This window comes from Paraburkholderia edwinii (assembly GCF_019428685.1).
GTDB lineage: Bacteria > Pseudomonadota > Gammaproteobacteria > Burkholderiales > Burkholderiaceae > Paraburkholderia > Paraburkholderia edwinii.
Genome location: NZ_CP080095.1, coordinates 4,891,903 through 4,908,205, shown reverse-complemented (window position 1 = coordinate 4,908,205; position 16,303 = coordinate 4,891,903). Strand labels below are relative to the sequence as shown.

Below are 16,303 nucleotides of genomic sequence, written 5' to 3'. Positions count from 1 at the left end.
CATTTCTAAAATGCGGGCCTGCGTTTTATCGCTGCACGATGCGTTAATACGTTACTGCACATTCACTCCCGTAAAGTTCTGCCGCCCAAATGCGCTCACCTGATAGCCGCTCACGTTCTTCGTGGTAATCACCGTGGCAGTGGGGTAGCCGAGCGGAATCCACAGCGCCGCATCGTGAATGATCTGCTGCGCCGCTTCATACGCCTTCGTGCGCTTCGCCTGGTCGGACGTGCGCTTGCCCTGATCGATCAGTTTGTCGAGGTCCGGGTCGCAGAAGCGCGAGAAATTGATGCCCGACTTCACGCCATTGCAACTGAAAAGCGGCGTCAGATAGTCGTCGGGGTCGCCGTTGTCGCCGGCCCAGCCCATGAATAGCGAGTCATGGTGGCCCTGCTTCGCATCGCGAATCAGTTCACCCCATTCGATCACCCGCACGTCGGCCTTCACACCGATCTTCGCAAAGTCCGCTTGCAACAGTTCCGCGCCGGCCTTCGGGTTCGGATTCAGCGAACTGCCCGTCGGGCGTGTCCAGATTGTTGTCGAAAAGCCGTTCGGATAGCCTGCGTCGGCAAGCAGTTTCTTTGCCTTCGCGATGTCATAGGGCCACGGCTTCACGGCCTTGTCGTAGCTCCATGTGTTCGGCGGATACGGATTGACCGCCGGCATCGCGGTATCGTTGAACACCACCTTCAGGTAGGTCGCGCGATCGAATGCCATGTTCAGCGCCGCGCGCACCTTCTGGTTATCGAGCGGCTTCTTCTCCGTGTTCAGCGCAACGAAGGCGGTCATGAAGGCCGGCGTCTGCACGACCTTCAGCGACTTGTCGGTTTTCGCGGCGGCAATGTCCTCCGGCTTCGGCGACAGCGCAATCTGGCATTCGCCTGCCTTGACCTTCTGCGCGCGTACAGCGGCGTCCGGCGTGATCGCGTAGATCAGACGGTCGACCTTCGGCTTCGGCCCCCAGTAGTTCGGATTGACGTCGTAGCGGATCACCGCATCCTTCGTGTAGCTCTTCAGCATGAAGGGGCCGGTGCCGATCGGCTTCGCGTTGAGGTCGGTCTGCTTGCCGGCCTTGAGCAGCTGGTCCGCGTATTCGGCCGAATAGATCGAAGCGAAGCCCATTGACAGCACCGCCAGGAACGGGGCGTCGGGTTCGGTCAGCTCGATCTTAACCGTCTGGTTATCAACTTTCGCGATCGACTTGACGAGCTTCGGGAGACCCATCGATTGCGCATGCGGAAAGCCGTTTGCGCCTGCCACTTTGTGCCACGGGTTGCTGTCGTCGAGCATGCGGCTGAAGGTGAAGACGACGTCGTCGGCATCGAGCGGGCGCGTCGGCTTGAAGTAGCCGGTGGTCTGGAACTGCACGTTCGGACGCAGATGGAACGTGTACGTGAGTCCGTCGGCGCTGATCTCCCATTTGTCGGCGAGGCTCGGCACGACTTTCCTCGACGCTTCGTCAAACCCGACAAGCGTGTTGAAGATCACGTCGGCCGAGGCATTGGTCGTGACCAGCGAGTTGAACTGGACGACGTCGAAGCCGTCAGGGCTTGCCTCGGTGCAGACGGTCAGCGGCTTCGCGAACGCGAGCGTGGGCGTGGCGAACAGCACGGCGGCGGATAGGGCAACAGCGGCGGCAGCAGAGGCAGCGGACGGCGTAAAGCGCATGACATCTCCCGGAACGGTCGTAATCTGGTAACGCGGCTTATGGGTGCTTATGTGGGCTTATGCAGGCTTATGTAGGCTCATGTAGGTATCGCGCGCTTCGATGAAGTTGAGCGGCGAAAGCCGCGCGGATGCGGATCGCGCAAGCTTATCGAACGGTCGTTGCAGCGACAACCACGCGCTCGGGCACGGGTGCGCGTGAGTGGGTGCGAGTCGGTGCGGGTCGGCATTCCGATATCGTCGCATGGCGCGCGCTTTAGTGCCGCGAAGCATAGCGCCGCAGGTAGCCAATGCCTTCAATCGCGCGCGAGCCGTACCACGATACCTGCTCGCCATCGATCAGTTCGATGCGCTTGCCGGCGTGTTTGCGTGTGAGTTTGCCCGTGCTTTTGCCGACAGCCTGAAGCGCTTGCGCGAGTGCGTCGCAATGCGATTGTGTGAAGCGGTAGGGCTCGGTCGAGAGCAGGATGCGGTCGATGCCGTCGAGCCACGGCACGCTGAGGTCGAAGGCCGGATAACGCTGCGCGCCGGCGGCACCGCCATCGACGGCCGGCAGCGTGTGCCAGTTCACGAGACGCAGCATCGCGGAAATGTAGGTGTCGCGCGCAACCGTCATCCATGGGTCGCGCCAGATCACGTACAGCACGCGTTGCGGCGGCCAGTGGTGTGCCTGGGCTGCTTCGAGTTGCGTGTTCAACGCTTCGGTGAGGCGTTGAGCGGCTTGTTGCCGGTCGAAGATCGCGCCGAGCAGTGCGAACAAGGCGCGATTGTCTTCAGGCACGAGCGGATGGGTGACGACAATATGCGGCACGAACGCGCGCAATTCGTCGACGGTCGTTCGTTCGTTTTCGTCGATATTGACGATCGCATGCGTCGGCTTCAGCGCGCGCACGGCGTCGATGCGCACGGACTTCGTGCCGCCCACTTTGGGCACCGCGCGCACGCGTTCGCGTGGGTGCACGCAAAAGCCGGTGCGGCCGACAATCTGTTGATCGAGGCCGAGCGCGAACAGCAGTTCGGTGATGCTCGGCACAAGCGAGACGATGCGAGCCTCGTCGCCCGCCGTGGTGTGCCTGTTTCCGGCTGCATCGACTATGTGCTCGCTCATGGCCGGTTCCGTCGATGGTGGAGAGGTGCGGTGTCCCGTTAATCGCCCTTGGAGCGCGGCTTGTGCGGCGCCTTCTTCATCGCCGCATCGTAAAGCCAGCGCGGCACCGCATGCAACATCATCGCGACGAAGCGCATCTGCCATGGCAACACCACGTAGCGCTTCTTCTGCTCGATCGCACGAGCGGCGGCATGCGCGAACCGCTCGACGTCCATCAGAAACGGCATCGGGTACGGGTTGCGCGCCGTCATCGGCGTGCGGATAAAGCCAGGCGCGATCGTCACGACCGAGACGCCGCGCGGCCGCATCTCGACGCGCAGCGACTCGAGATACGTGCGCGCCGCCGCCTTCGATGCGCTATATGCGCCCGAGCCGGGCAGGCCGCGCACGCCCGCGACGCTCGAGATGCCGACGAGCGTGCCTTTGCGCGCCGCCGCCATTTCGGCCGCGAACGGCTCGAAGGTGGCGACCATGCCGTAGTAGTTGGTGTCCATCACGTCGCGGAACGCCTGCAGGTCGCCAAGACCGGTGATCGTGCCGCGGCTCACGCCGGCATTCGCGATCACGATATCGGGGCAGCCATGCTTCGCGAAGAAGTCTTGCGTGGCGTTCGCGAGCGCATCTGCATCGCGGACGTCGGCGGCGTAGATCAGGATGGGATGCTGGGGATGGGCGTCGCGGAAACGCGCTAACGCGTCCCGGCGCCTCGCGACGAGGCCGAGAATCGCGCCGCGCCGCACGTATTCGGCGGCGAGCGCGAGGCCGATGCCGCTCGATGCGCCGGTAATGAAGACCTTTTGTGGTGTGCCCATAAACCGGCGCCTCCGAGGATAGCCCCCGGATGATTACATCTTCTTCGCGCGAACCTGGCCGACGAGGTAGTCGAGCACCTGGATCGTGCCGGGCAGGCTGTCCGTCTGAGCCGGGCCCGTTTCATACTTGCCCTGGATCGCGAGCGTCGGCACGCCATCGATCTTGTAGTCGTCGAGCAGCTTCTTGTCGCGCTGCAGCGCCGTTTGCGTCGAGAACGAGTTGTACGCGTCCATGTACTTCTTCGGATCGACGCCGTTCTTCGCGAGGAATTTCGCCTGATCTTCCGGCGTCAGCAGGTAGTCCTTGTTGACGTGGATCTCGTGGAAGATCTTCGGCGTCAGTTCCTGCGCGAGGCCCAGCGCGTCGACCGCGTGGTACATCTTCGAATGCGGGATGAAGTCGTCGCGGAAGGCAACCGGCACGCGCTTGAACACGACGTCCGGGCCCTGCTTCTTGATCCAGGCTTCGAGGTACGGGTCGAACTCGTTGCAGTGCGGGCAGCCGTACCACATGAATTCGATCACTTCGATCTTGCCGGCCGGCACTTCGACCGGCTGCGGCGACGACAACACGGTGTAGTCCTTGCCGGAGACCGGCGCGGAGGGACTGGCGCTGGCGGCGCCGGCGATCAGACCGAACGAGAGGCAAAGAAGGCTAAGCAGCTTTTTCATGTCTTGTGATCCCAATCGGGAAGTAGCGGTGACGGTTGAACGGAGGCGTCATGGGCCTGTCACCGTGAGCGCTGCGACGGACGGCAGGCTTTCGCCGTGCATGAGACTGTGGGTGCGCGCCGAAGGTTCAAGCGGGTTCTGGCAAGTTCAAACGGCGCGCACCGAATAGGCGATAAAGCGGGATACAGCGTGGTACTGCGGTTACGGCGGGTTACTGCGGGTTTATTGCTTGGTAAAGCGGATCACGGCAGTGTCGATGCCCGCGTCCGAGAGGCGCTGACGCGTGCTGTTCATGTCCTCGAACTTGGCGAACGGCCCGATCCGTACGCGATAGTACGTGATACCGCCCGCATCGCGCTGCGTCACTTTCGATTCGAAACCCTGGAACGCGAGCCGCGCGCGCTGCTGTTCGGCGTCCGCAGCGGTCTTATACGCGCCAACCTGCAGCAGATAACCGGTGTTCGCGTCGGCCGCGGACGGCGCCGCCGATGCGCCGGGCTTGGCCGGCGGCGGAACATTCGCGACGGTGGCGCCCGGCGTCGCATTCGGCGCGCTGCTCGCAGGCTTCTTCACGCCCGCCACCGCGGCCGCCGACGAGCCGGCGCCCGGCGTCGCGGCCGATGCGCCGCCAGGGCCGGGCGGCACTTCGACGATCTGCGGTTCTTCGAGGATGCCCGACGATTGCGTCTGATTGTTGGTCTGACCCGGCGCCGTATTCGGTGGCGTCGGCTGCGCGGCCTGCGGCACCGGCTGGCCCGGGCTCTTGCCCTGCAGCGGCCGGTTCGGATCGTATTGCGGCTGGCTCGCGCCGGCATCGGACGCGGCGGGCGGCGCCACCTTCGCGACGAACGGCGTCGGCGCGCGCGTGATGTAGAGCGCGACCACCACGGCGATCGCCAGACCGACGATCAGGCCCAGCACGATGCCGAGAAACGTTCCCCCGGATTGCTTCGACTGCTTCGTTGTGCGGCGTGGCTTTGCCATTGTCTGAATCACCTGCAAAAGGAAAACTTGAATGACCGTCGATTATAGCGACGGCGGCGGCGAGGTCAGCGGCGAGGCGTGCCGCTGCTGCCATTACTGACATTGCTGCCGCCATCGCCCGCCGCCCAGTAGCGGTCACGGCGCGGTCGCGCGTTATGGTCGCATAAGCGGCCTGCGCGGGCGAGTCGAATTTACATCTTGACCGGAGCCGATACGCCGATGATCGCGAGCCCGTTCGCCAGCACCTGGCGCGTGGCCGCGAGCAGTGCGATGCGCGCGTTGCGAGCCGCTTCGTCGTCGACCAGAACGCGCTCGGCATTGTAGAACGAGTGAAATTCACCCGCGAGGTCGCGCAGATAAAACGCGACCGTGTGCGGCGCGAGTTCGGCGGCCGCTTGCGTGAGCATGTCGGGGAACTCCGCGATCTTTTGCAGCAGCGCCATCGCGCGTTCGCTCGAGAGCGGCGCGAGATCGACCGTCGGCAGCAGCGCTTCGTCGGTGATGAAGCGCGACTTCCATTCGTTGAGCACCGAGCAGATCCGCGCATGCGCGTATTGCACGTAGTACACGGGATTCTCGTCGTTCTGCTTGAGGGCGAGGTCGATGTCGAACACGAACTGGGTGTCGGCCTTGCGCGAGATCAGGAAGAAGCGCACTGCATCGCGGCCGCGGCGAATCGTTTCTTCGTCGATCAGGTCCGGCGCGGCTTCCTGGCCCGGCGTGGCGCCGCCCGACCACTCGATCAGGTCGCGCACGGTCACGTAGCTGCCCGCGCGCTTCGAGATTTTCACTTCGACGCCGTCGCGCACCACGGTGACCATCTTGTGCAGCACGTAGTCGGGGTAGCCCTTCGGAATGCCGATGCCGAGACCCTGCAGGCCGGCGCGTACGCGCGCGATCGTGCCGTGGTGGTCCGAGCCCTGGACGTTGATCACCTTCGTGAAGCCGCGTTGCCACTTGGCGACGTGGTAGGCGACGTCGGGCACGAAGTACGTGTACGTGCCGTCTTTCTTGCGCATCACGCGGTCTTTGTCGTCGCCTTCGTCGGTGGTGCGCAGCCACAGCGCGCCGTCTTCCTCGAAGGTCTTGCCGGCGGCGACGAGCGCGTTGACGGTCTGTTCGACGCGCCCTTCCGTGTACAGCGACGATTCGAGGTAGTACTGGTCGAACGCGACGCCGAACGCCTGCAGGTCCATGTCCTGTTCGTGACGCAGATACGCGACCGCGAAGCGGCGGATCGCATCGAGGTCTTCGATATCGCCCGCGCCTTTGACCGGTTCGCCGTCGCGCGCCGACACGGTCTCGCCGTTCAGGTAGTCGCGCGCGATGTCGGCGATGTAGTCGCCGGCGTACGAGTCCTCGAGCCAGCCCGCGTCGCCGGGCTTCAGACCGCGCGCACGGGCTTGCGTCGAAAGTGCGAGGGTATTGATCTGCACGCCCGCGTCGTTGTAATAGAACTCGCGATGCACATTGAAGCCCTGCGACTCGAGCACGTTCGACAGCGCGTCGCCGAGCGCGGCCTGGCGGCCGTGGCCGACGTGCAGCGGGCCGGTCGGGTTCGCTGACACGAATTCAACGAGCACGCGCTTGCCTGCTTCGCGCTGCGAACGGCCGAACGCGTCTTTCTGGGCGAACACCTCGCGCACGACGGCCTGCTTCGCGGCCGCGGCGATACGCAGATTGATAAAGCCCGGGCCCGCGACTTCAGCGGCATCGACGAGGCCTTTTGCCCGCGGATGCGCGAGCACCGCATCGACGATCTGCTGCGCGAGCTGACGCGGATTCGCGCGCAGCGGTTTGGCCAGCTGCATCGCGACATTGCATGCGATGTCGCCGTGTGCGGCGACCTTCGGTCGCTCAAGAATGATCGCCGGCGCGACGAAAGCGGCTTCGGTGGCGCCTTCATTGGCCGTCGCGATCTGCTTCACGGTGTCGGCGAGCAGGGTTTCGAGAATGTGTTTGTGTGCAGGCAGCATGCTTGTTGCGTGTCCAGTGAGGCAGTCGGGTCAGACGGGGTTGCGTCGAATGCGTGTACGCGCGCACGGCGGCGGGCGCATTCCATCAGGACGGATTTTAGCAGGTGCTAATATGTCCAATTAGATGCCCGGTCGGGACGAGGCGCGCCGGCGCGGCTTGAACAGCGTGCGAGAAGCGCCTGATGGCATGGCGAAAAGCCCCGCGCAGGAACCGGCAATATCGCCGCGCAGGCCCGCCTCGCCAGTCGCCGCCGAGGGAGAGATCAACAAAACGAAAAGGGAACAGTCATGCTGATTACTTTCAAGTGTCGTGCCACGCCGGATGTGATGATGTTGGAGAATCTCGCCCAGTATCTCGTCGGCATTGTGGGCAAGAATCTCGGTCAACGCGGCGTCATCACGCATGACGAACTCGGCGCTGCAATTACGAAGCTGGAAGCGGCTATCGTCACCGACAAGCAGGAACGCGCCGAGCACGATGGCCACTTCCATGAAGGCGAAGAAGGTCACGAACCGCACGAAATCCCGATCGGTCTCGCACAACGTGCCTATCCGTTCCTCGATATGCTGCGCGCGGCGCAGAAAGAGAACGCGGATATCGTCTGGGGGATCTGAGTCGCGGCGATTGCGGCGCGCGGTGGATGTGCCGCGCGTGTTCACGCGTTGTGCGTGTTATCCGCCGTGTCAGCCGTATCTACCGCTTCTACCGTCTCTTAGCGAAGCCCGCCTCGCACGCTGTGCAAGGCGGGCTTTGTTTTTTGCCGTGCACTTGCGGCGGCGTTGCGCTGCGGGTGACCGGTCTGCCCGGCTACTTATTGGCTTGCGCCTTGGGGCGCGGCGGCCGGCGCGGACGCGCCTTTCTTCGCCTTCTTGTGCTTCGGCTTTTTCACGTGCTGTTCCGTCGGCGGCGAATACGAGCTCACCGAGCTCGACCCGCCTTGCGCGAACGCCGGCGCAGCACCGGCGGCAAGCGATACGGCCATCCACATCAGCGACAGCTTCTTCATACGATTTTCTCCGGGACGGTTGCCAGTAAGATGCCGCGCGTTCTTGCCGACGCATGCGGCGTGATCAAGCCGCTGCAGTTTACAAAGCCGAAAACTCGATCGCCGGAAATATTCAGTCTTTGCGCGCCGATATAGTGGGCGCGCCGTTGAAGAGTGCGCGCACCGTTAGAGCTGCGGGGCCAGCGCGCGCTTCGCATCTTCCTTCGAAAGCGACATGCGCTGCGCGTAGTCGTCCAACTGGTCTTCACCGATCTTGCCGACCGAGAAGTACGTGCTATCCGGATGCGCGAGGTAGAAGCCCGAAACGCTCGCGGCCGGCAGCATGGCCAGCGATTCGGTCACGCTCATGCCGATCTCGCCGGCCTGCAGCACGTCGAACATGTCGCGCTTGACCAGATGGTCCGGGCACGCGGGGTAGCCGGGCGCCGGACGAATGCCGCGGTACTTTTCGTCGATCATCTCGTCGTTGTTCAGCGACTCACTGGCCGCGTAACCCCACAGGTCGCGCCGCACGCGCGCGTGCATCGCTTCGGCGAACGCTTCCGCGAAACGGTCCGCGAGCGCCTTCAGCATGATGGCGCTGTAGTCGTCGTGGTCCTTTTCGAACTGCTTTTCCTTCGCGTCGACGCCGATGCCCGCGGTGACCGCGAACATGCCGATATAGTCGGCGACGCCCGAATCTTTCGGCGCGATGAAGTCCGCGATCGACCGGTTCGGCCGCATCACGCCATCGATCACCGGACGCTCGCTTTGCTGACGCAGATTGCGCCACGTGAGCGCGATTTCGCTGCGCGATTCGTCGGTGTAGATCTCGATATCGTCGTCGTTGACGGTATTGGCCGGCAGCAGCGCAATCACGCCGTTTGCGGACAGCCAGCGGCCCTGAATCAGCCGCGCGAGCATCGACTTCGCGTCCGAGAACACGCGCCGCGCCGATTCGCCGACGATTTCATCGTTGAGAATGGCCGGATATTTTCCAGCCAGATCCCACGTCTGGAAGAACGGCGTCCAGTCGATATAGTTCGCGAGCTCGTTCAGATCGAAGTTCTTGAACACGCGGCGCCCGATGAACTTCGGCTTGACCGGTTGATACGCACTCCAGTCGATCTTCGTTTTGTTCGCACGCGCTGCTCCAAGCGTTACCATCGGTTGCGCTTTCTTGTTCGCGTGCTGTTGACGGATGCGATCGTAGTCGGTCTTCAGTTCGTCGAGATACTTCGCGGCGCCTTCATCGGACAGCAAGCTCGATGCGACCGACACCGAACGCGACGCGTCGGGCACGTAAACCACAGGCCCTTCGTAGTTCGGCGCAATCTTCACCGCCGTATGCACGCGCGAGGTCGTCGCGCCGCCAATCAGCAGCGGAATCTTCTTCACACGGAAGTAGTCGTCGCGCTGCATTTCGGACGCGACATAGGCCATTTCCTCGAGGCTCGGCGTGATGAGCCCCGACAGACCGACGATGTCCGCGCCTTCCACTTTCGCCCTCGCGAGAATGTCGTTGCACGGGACCATCACGCCCATGTTGACCACTTCGAAGTTGTTGCACTGGAGCACGACCGTCACGATGTTCTTGCCGATATCGTGCACGTCGCCCTTCACGGTGGCGATGACGATCTTGCCTTTCGCGCGCACGTCGCCGCCGGCTGCGGCCAGCTGCTTCTTTTCTTCTTCGATAAACGGAATCAGGTGAGCGACGGCCTGCTTCATGACGCGCGCCGACTTCACGACCTGCGGCAGGAACATCTTGCCCTGGCCGAACAGGTCGCCGACGATATTCATGCCGTCCATCAGCGGCCCTTCGATCACATTGATCGGTCGGCCGCCGTTCGCGGCGATCTTCGCGCGCACTTCTTCGGTATCTTCGACGATGAAATTCGTGATGCCGTGCACGAGCGCATGCGCAAGGCGCTTTTCGACCGGCTGGTTGCGCCACTCGAGGTTCTCTTCTTTCTTCGCGGCGCCGGTCTTGAACCGGTCGGCGATCTCGAGCAGCCGGTCGGTCGCATCTTCGCGGCGATTCAGCACGACATCTTCGACGCGCTCGCGCAACTCGGCGTCGAGATCGGCGTAGACGCCCAACTGACCCGCGTTGACGATGCCCATGTCCATCCCCGCCTGGATCGCGTGATAGAGGAACACCGTATGAATCGCTTCGCGCACCGGGTCGTTGCCGCGGAACGAAAACGACACGTTCGACACGCCGCCGCTGATCTTCGCGTGGGGCAGATTCTGCTTGATCCAGCGCGTTGCGTTGATGAAGTCGACCGCGTAGTTGTTGTGCTCTTCGATGCCCGTTGCGACGGCAAAGATATTCGGGTCGAAGATGATGTCTTCGGGCGGGAAGCCGACTTCGTTGACCAGCACTTCATACGAGCGCCTGCAGATTTCGGTCTTGCGCTCGAACGTATCGGCCTGGCCTTTTTCGTCGAACGCCATCACGACGGCCGCGGCGCCGTAGCGGCGAATCAGCTTCGCGTGATGAACGAATGCTTCCTTGCCTTCCTTCAGCGAGATCGAGTTGACGATCGCCTTGCCCTGCACGCACTTCAGGCCCGCTTCGATCACCTCCCACTTCGACGAGTCGATCATGATCGGCACGCGCGCGATGTCCGGTTCCGATGCGATCAGATTCATGAAGCGCACCATCGCCGCCTTCGAATCGAGCATCGCCTCGTCCATGTTGACGTCGATCACCTGCGCGCCGTTTTCGACCTGCTGACGCGCGACCGCGAGCGCTTCGTCGAACTGCCCGTTGAGAATCATGCGGGCGAAGGCCTTCGAGCCGGTCACGTTGGTACGTTCGCCGACATTGATGAAAAGCGTTCCGGACGTGACGTTGAACGGTTCGAGGCCTGAGAGGCGCAGCGTATGGTCGGTCATGGCTTGCAGGAGTGCGTGGGTTGACGTCGTAGGCGAAGAAGGTTCGTGGCGATGCGCGTTGTGCCGCTCATCTGCCGCTCATGTGCCCGAACAGTTCAGGCCGCATCGCGGTATTGCGTCGGCCACTTGCGCGGCTTGACTTCGCTCAGCGCTTTCGCGATCGCGGCAATATGCTCGGGTGTCGTGCCGCAGCAGCCGCCCGCGATATTCACGAGGCCCGCTTCGGCAAATTCCTTCAGGAGCCCGGACGTATCGGCCGGCAGTTCGTCGAAGCCGGTGTCGCTCATCGGGTTCGGCAGGCCCGCGTTCGGGTAGCACGATACATACGTATCGCAGAGCTTCGACAGCTCGGCGATGTATGGGCGCATCAGCGCTGCGCCGAGCGCGCAATTGAGGCCAAATGTGAGCGGCTTCGCATGACGCAGCGAATTCCAGAACGCTTCGACCGTCTGGCCCGACAGAATGCGGCCTGAAGCATCCGTGACGGTGCCCGAAATCATGATCGGCAGACGCTCGCCCGTGTTTTCGAACAGTTCGTCGAGCGCAAAAAGCGCGGCCTTCGCGTTGAGCGTATCGAAGATCGTTTCGACGAGGAACAGATCGGCGCCGCCTTCGAGCAGCGCCTTCGCCTGCTGGTAATACGCGGTGCGCAGTTCGTCGAAGGTGACGTTGCGCGCGGCGGGATCGTTGACGTCGGGCGAAATGCTCGCGGTCTTCGGCGTCGGTCCGATCGCGCCGGCGACAAAGCGCGGCTTCTCAGGCGTCGAATACTTGTCGCATGCGGCGCGTGCCAGCCTGGCCGAGGCAATATTCATCTCTTCGGCGAGATCTTCCATGCCGTAGTCGGCCTGCGCGACCGTCGTTGCGCCGAACGTATTCGTTTCGATGATATCGGCGCCCGCGGCCAGATATTGCTCGTGGATCTCACTGATCACCTGCGGTTGCGTGATCGACAGCAATTCATTGTTGCCTTTGATGTCGCGCGGGTAAGCCTTGAAACGCTCGCCGCGATACTGTGCTTCGCCGAGTTTGTAGCGCTGGATCATCGTCCCCATCGCGCCGTCGAGAATCAGAATGCGCGACTGGAGCAACGGCGGAAGCGCCGTGCCGCGCGTATAACCGGCAGCGCTGTTCGAAGCAGACGAAGTAACGGGAAGGGCAGGCTTGTTCATGGCAGAAAGGCCTTCAGGGCATTCGGCGGTTTCTCAACCGCTTTTTTTCAGGAAACTCAACATTGTAGCCCGCACGCGGCGCGACCGTCCGGCGGCGCGCGAAGCGTTTCCATCATTGCGCGCAATGTGTGCCGAACAACGATCGGCATCGCGCGGCGGCACCACAATGAAAAACCCCGTCCGGCATGCCGGACGGGGTTCATGAGTGTTGCCTGGGGTGTCGCCGCGGCGTGCGTTAATGCAACACGACGGGCTGGTGCATCAGACTATCGAACTGACCGAGGAACTCGTCGACTTCGTCGAGTGACGGCTCTTCTTCGATCAGCTTTTGTACATGCTCGCGGAAGCTCGCCGCCATTGCTCCATCGATGTAAATCTCGCGCTGAGTGTTCTTGTCGACAATCTCGTAGCCGCCCGACTTCATTGCGAGATGGCCGTCCTGAGGTGGAAATTCGACGACACAGTAGTTGGGGCTGTTGTAGATCATTTGCATGGCGACACTCCTTATTTCCGTTGGCTCCTGGCCAGTCCTGCGCCGTAATTGGAGCGTTTGGCGTGGAATTCAAGGGGTGGGTCCGGTATGGTGCTTGTAATTTCTCCGGACCTTGTAGTTAGACCCGTGACTGCAAAAACGTTTCGAGCAAGGCCGCAAAACGCTGTGACTGCTCGATGGGCGCGAGATGAGCCGCATCCAGTACCTCGAATCGCGCCCCCCGGATAGCATCGGCTATCGCCTGTGTAGCAGCAGGAGGCGTGCCTGTGTCATGGCGGCCGGCTACCGCGAGCGTAGGCGTCCGTATTTCCACCAGTCTATCGCGCAGATCGAATTCGCGCAGCGCTGCGCAGGCGAGCGCGAAGCCCTCTACGGACGTGTGGATATAGACGTCCCGAATCTGTTCCACAACTTCAGGGTGTGCGTGCTGAAAGTCCGGCGTAAGCCAACGTTCGAGCGACGCTGGGGCGAGCGACGCGACGCCGTCGCGCCGTGCGGTTTCGATACGTTGATCCCAGATACTGCGTGATTCGGGCGCGGTGCGGGCGAACGTATCGGCGAGCGTGAGCGTATCGACGCGCGATGCATGATCGAGCGCGAACTGCTGCGCGATCGCGCCGCCCAGCGACATGCCGACGACATGCGTGCTTTTCGCGCCAAGCGCGTCGAGCAACGCGGCCAGATCGTTCGACAGATCGGCCACGGTGAACGGAGCCGTAGGCGCGGCAGACTCGCCGTGGCCGCGGATGTCGTAACGTAACACGGTGAAGTTGTTGCGAAAGTAACCGGCAAGCTGATCCCAGATCGACAGGTCGCCGCCCAGCTGATGGATAAAGGTCAGCCACGGGCCGCCGCCCTCATTGCTCAGCACATAGCGGGTATCGATGCCGTTGACGTTCACTTGCATGCTTGCTCCTTTTGCAAAAGGTGATGCGTAGAGTGATGCGCCTGGATGGCACGCGTTGCGTTGCGCATCATGCCCGATGACGGGCATCGACGTGCGATCGATGCCGCGCATGGAAGTTTCTGCAGCCCGATGAAGAATGGGCCTCGTTCGACCCTCGTTCGACCTTGCAGCGGCTATGGTTTTTCGTAGTTGCTGGTCGGGTCCGCAGCCGATGGCGCCGCAGGTTGCGGGCCCGCTGCCGGCATAGCCGTTGAACCGGTGGAACCGGGTTGATCGGCTTGATGGTTTTGATCGTTCTGGTCGTTTTGATCGGTCGAACCCGCGGCCGGGCTCGGGTTCTGATCGTTCGTCTGCGCCGCGCCCGAGTCCGTTGCGGCGGTCTCGCCGTGCCACAGTAATTCCACCTGTGTTCCGTTCGGTTCGGTCTGTACGAAACGCACGGGTAACCAGCCGAGCGACGGGGCAAGCCAGACGTCGATGCGACGTCGATCGCCTTCGTGGCGCGGCAGGCGTGTGAAGTGCCGCGCCTCGACAAAACCCTGTTGCGTTCGCACGGTTTCGTTACCAATCGTTTCGATTGGCCAGATTTCGCCGCTGTCGTTGTCTGTCACGTAGAACTCGCGCGTGACGCCAGGTCTGTATGCGTCAGGCGCGCCGCGCACGAGGCTCGCGAGCTGCATGATCATGCTGAAGCGATCTTGCGCGCCGTCCTGTAGCGCGAGCGTTTTCGGCGTGCGCGTGAACACGATCTGCTTCGTGTCGCGATTAAACACGGTCACATCCTGACCGCGCCGGCCGTGCGTTTCGATGTATTGGTCCGGCGCAAGACCGAAGGCGTCGACACGGCCATGGCTTTCGTAGCTGTATGTGCCGACGAACGGCAGCGGCACCGCGACGACGAGGCGATAGGTGTGCCCGTCGCTTTCCCAATGGATCGTGCCGGGCTGGTTGCGGACGCCGTTGTAGAACGTGTCGTACACGAGGTCGCCCGATGGCGGGACCGAGAATTTGACGCCCGGTGCCGCGTGAGCGGCGTTGCCGTTGCCGGTGTTTGTGCCGCTTGCTGTGCCTGTTCCGCTTGCGCCATTGGCGGCTTGTGCTTGTGACGATGAAGCCGCCGCGGGGCTCGACGCGGCCGTCGCATTTGCGTTTGTGCTAGCCGCGTCACTCGCGGCTTCGGCCGGTTCCGGCTGAGCCTTTTCGTCCGTCGTGCTTTGCGTGGCAGGCGGTCGCAGTGCCGGCCGCTTTTTCGGTTTCTGCTCGGGTCGAATCGCGGTTAGCGCGTGCGCGCGCGGGGCTTGTGCCGGCGGTTTCTGCTGCGGTGCTGGCGTGGCAGCCGGCGCTGCCGCGCCAGCCGGTTGCTGTTCGATGCGTTCGGGCCTCAGCAACGCAACCTGCACCGGCACATGCTGTTTATCGGCCGGCTTGAACGTGTCGCGATGCCGCTCGAACCATTGTGCGGCGATCCAGTGCGCGACTGCCACGACCACCACCACGGCAATCCAGCGCCAACGCAGCAAGCGGGGCGAAGGAGCGCGCGGTGGACGATCGGAGCGGCGTGCGACGGACGGAGACGACATCGAAACGGTGAGTTTTTACGGACGAAAAATAATGAGCCCGAGGGGCGGCAGCACTCGACATTCAACTTTCGACCGCATGGATTCGTCCCGCGTTCCGCGCGTGCGACTAACGCGGTGTCGAACTGTACCCGAGTTCATAAGAGAGCTTTTCCGCGCATTCGCGCAACGCGGTGTCGACTTCACCTTCCCAGCGAATATCGAACGCACCTTCATGACCGAGCGCGATGAGTCCGAGCGCAAGGTCGCCGGTCGAATCGAAGACGGGCACGCAAAACGCGTGAATGGTCGGCAGCAGCATCCCTTCGACGCGAGCCGCGCCATGTGCGCGCACCTCTTCGAGCAGGCGTTCGACGTCGTCGGCGTTGCGCGGGCCGCTCGTCTGCGACGAACGGCGCGTATCCGCGAGTTCGCGTTCCATCATCACGGCCGTCTTGTTGCGCGGCAGATACGCGGCGAACAATAGACCTGTCGCGGAGCTGAGCAGCGGCATGACGTCGCCGAGCTTCAACGACGCCTTCGCCGGATAACTCGATTCCATCCAGTGCACGACGGTCGGCCCCTGATTGCCCCATACGGCGATGCCGACTGTCATATCGAGCCGGTCGCGCAGTTCGGCGAGCGCGATGCGCGCCAGTTTCACGCCGTCGACTCTCGCCAGACGCGCTAAACCCAATTGCAACGCAAAGCCGCCGAGCTCATAGCGGCCCGACAACGGATCTTGCGCAACGACGCCAAGTCGCAAGAAACTGACCAGATAGCGATGCGCTTTCGCCGGACTCATGCCCGCGCGTTGCGCGAGGTCGCGCAGCATCATCGCGCGCGGCTCGTGCGTCAGCACCTCGAGCAGGCGAAAGCCGACTTCGATCGATTGAATGCCGGAGCGCAGCTTTTCTTCGCCGCGTTCATGCGCGTCGCCGGTTTCGTCATCGATGGCGGAATCGTGCGGTTCGTTTGACTCGTCCGTTGATATACCTGAGCGGGCTGCGGAGGACATGACCAATATGCGCAATTCGAAAAAATGGAAGGCCGCGCGTTGCATTCAGG

At 62.8% G+C, this 16,303-nt stretch carries 14 protein-coding genes; 1 reads left to right on the top strand and 13 read right to left on the bottom strand.

Features of this window, described 5'->3' with window-relative positions; translation table 11 throughout:
- Window positions 1-51: 51 nt before the first annotated feature.
- The 6 genes from KZJ38_RS21810 to argS form a co-directional block, all read right to left on the bottom strand.
- The gene (locus tag KZJ38_RS21810) at window positions 52-1,668 is read right to left on the bottom strand and encodes an ABC transporter substrate-binding protein (protein ID WP_219798197.1); all 1,617 of its coding nucleotides are present in this window, start codon (window positions 1,666-1,668) and stop codon (window positions 52-54) included.
- 253 nt (window positions 1,669-1,921) lie between these two features.
- On the bottom strand, window positions 1,922-2,773 hold the full coding sequence (locus KZJ38_RS21805; RefSeq protein ID WP_219798196.1) for a helical backbone metal receptor: 852 nt from the start codon (window positions 2,771-2,773) through the stop codon (window positions 1,922-1,924).
- 38 nt (window positions 2,774-2,811) lie between these two features.
- Window positions 2,812-3,585 (bottom strand): SDR family oxidoreductase, encoded by a 774-nt coding sequence (locus KZJ38_RS21800; RefSeq protein WP_219798195.1) that lies wholly within the window; start codon window positions 3,583-3,585, stop codon window positions 2,812-2,814.
- A gap of 33 nt (window positions 3,586-3,618) precedes the next feature.
- On the bottom strand, window positions 3,619-4,257 hold the full coding sequence (locus tag KZJ38_RS21795) for a thiol:disulfide interchange protein DsbA/DsbL (RefSeq protein ID WP_219798194.1): 639 nt from the start codon (window positions 4,255-4,257) through the stop codon (window positions 3,619-3,621).
- A gap of 222 nt (window positions 4,258-4,479) precedes the next feature.
- Entirely contained in the window at window positions 4,480-5,259 is a 780-nt protein-coding gene (locus KZJ38_RS21790; protein WP_219798193.1) for an SPOR domain-containing protein, read from the bottom strand.
- A gap of 173 nt (window positions 5,260-5,432) precedes the next feature.
- Window positions 5,433-7,217 carry an arginine--tRNA ligase gene (gene argS, locus KZJ38_RS21785; protein ID WP_219798192.1) on the bottom strand — a complete coding sequence of 595 codons (1,785 nt, stop codon included), beginning with the start codon at window positions 7,215-7,217 and terminating at the stop codon, window positions 5,433-5,435.
- A gap of 288 nt (window positions 7,218-7,505) precedes the next feature.
- Between argS and KZJ38_RS21780 the strand changes: the two genes are divergently transcribed.
- Complete coding sequence (locus tag KZJ38_RS21780) at window positions 7,506-7,832, top strand: DUF1840 domain-containing protein (RefSeq protein ID WP_219798191.1); 327 nt, start codon at window positions 7,506-7,508, stop codon at window positions 7,830-7,832.
- A gap of 197 nt (window positions 7,833-8,029) precedes the next feature.
- Here KZJ38_RS21780 and KZJ38_RS21775 read toward each other — a convergent pair whose 3' ends face one another.
- From KZJ38_RS21775 to KZJ38_RS21745, 7 genes are all read right to left on the bottom strand, one after another.
- Window positions 8,030-8,224: an acid-shock protein gene (locus KZJ38_RS21775; RefSeq protein WP_219798190.1), complete on the bottom strand. Its 195-nt coding sequence runs from the start codon at window positions 8,222-8,224 to the stop codon at window positions 8,030-8,032.
- A gap of 165 nt (window positions 8,225-8,389) precedes the next feature.
- Entirely contained in the window at window positions 8,390-11,107 is a 2,718-nt protein-coding gene (gene metH, locus KZJ38_RS21770) for a methionine synthase (RefSeq protein WP_219798189.1), read from the bottom strand.
- A 95-nt stretch (window positions 11,108-11,202) separates the two neighbouring features.
- Window positions 11,203-12,279, bottom strand: coding sequence for a homocysteine S-methyltransferase family protein (locus KZJ38_RS21765; protein WP_219798188.1), 1,077 nt, complete (start codon window positions 12,277-12,279; stop codon window positions 11,203-11,205).
- Window positions 12,280-12,514: 235 nt separating this feature from the next.
- Window positions 12,515-12,772 carry a BTH_I0359 family protein gene (locus KZJ38_RS21760; RefSeq protein ID WP_075155627.1) on the bottom strand — a complete coding sequence of 86 codons (258 nt, stop codon included), beginning with the start codon at window positions 12,770-12,772 and terminating at the stop codon, window positions 12,515-12,517.
- Between the two features lie 118 nt (window positions 12,773-12,890).
- Complete coding sequence (gene pcaD / locus KZJ38_RS21755; protein ID WP_219798187.1) at window positions 12,891-13,679, bottom strand: 3-oxoadipate enol-lactonase; 789 nt, start codon at window positions 13,677-13,679, stop codon at window positions 12,891-12,893.
- A 173-nt stretch (window positions 13,680-13,852) separates the two neighbouring features.
- Window positions 13,853-15,259 carry a DUF3108 domain-containing protein gene (locus KZJ38_RS21750; RefSeq protein WP_219798186.1) on the bottom strand — a complete coding sequence of 469 codons (1,407 nt, stop codon included), beginning with the start codon at window positions 15,257-15,259 and terminating at the stop codon, window positions 13,853-13,855.
- A 106-nt stretch (window positions 15,260-15,365) separates the two neighbouring features.
- On the bottom strand, window positions 15,366-16,253 hold the full coding sequence (locus KZJ38_RS21745; protein WP_219798185.1) for an IclR family transcriptional regulator: 888 nt from the start codon (window positions 16,251-16,253) through the stop codon (window positions 15,366-15,368).
- Window positions 16,254-16,303: the final 50 nt, after the last annotated feature.

Bases quoted from the DNA above. Each gene is read 5' to 3' on its own strand.
- KZJ38_RS21810 (WP_219798197.1), bottom strand. From the start codon at position 1,668: ATGCGCTTTACGCCGTCCGCTGCCTCTGCTGCCGCCGCTGTTGCCCTA.
- KZJ38_RS21805 (WP_219798196.1), bottom strand. From the start codon at position 2,773: ATGAGCGAGCACATAGTCGATGCAGCCGGAAACAGGCACACCACGGCG.
- KZJ38_RS21800 (WP_219798195.1), bottom strand. From the start codon at position 3,585: ATGGGCACACCACAAAAGGTCTTCATTACCGGCGCATCGAGCGGCATC.
- KZJ38_RS21795 (WP_219798194.1), bottom strand. From the start codon at position 4,257: ATGAAAAAGCTGCTTAGCCTTCTTTGCCTCTCGTTCGGTCTGATCGCC.
- argS (WP_219798192.1), bottom strand. From the start codon at position 7,217: ATGCTGCCTGCACACAAACACATTCTCGAAACCCTGCTCGCCGACACC.
- KZJ38_RS21780 (WP_219798191.1), top strand. From the start codon at position 7,506: ATGCTGATTACTTTCAAGTGTCGTGCCACGCCGGATGTGATGATGTTG.
- KZJ38_RS21775 (WP_219798190.1), bottom strand. From the start codon at position 8,224: ATGAAGAAGCTGTCGCTGATGTGGATGGCCGTATCGCTTGCCGCCGGT.
- metH (WP_219798189.1), bottom strand. From the start codon at position 11,107: ATGACCGACCATACGCTGCGCCTCTCAGGCCTCGAACCGTTCAACGTC.
- KZJ38_RS21765 (WP_219798188.1), bottom strand. From the start codon at position 12,279: ATGAACAAGCCTGCCCTTCCCGTTACTTCGTCTGCTTCGAACAGCGCT.
- KZJ38_RS21760 (WP_075155627.1), bottom strand. From the start codon at position 12,772: ATGCAAATGATCTACAACAGCCCCAACTACTGTGTCGTCGAATTTCCA.
- pcaD (WP_219798187.1), bottom strand. From the start codon at position 13,679: ATGCAAGTGAACGTCAACGGCATCGATACCCGCTATGTGCTGAGCAAT.
- KZJ38_RS21750 (WP_219798186.1), bottom strand. From the start codon at position 15,259: ATGTCGTCTCCGTCCGTCGCACGCCGCTCCGATCGTCCACCGCGCGCT.
- KZJ38_RS21745 (WP_219798185.1), bottom strand. From the start codon at position 16,253: ATGTCCTCCGCAGCCCGCTCAGGTATATCAACGGACGAGTCAAACGAA.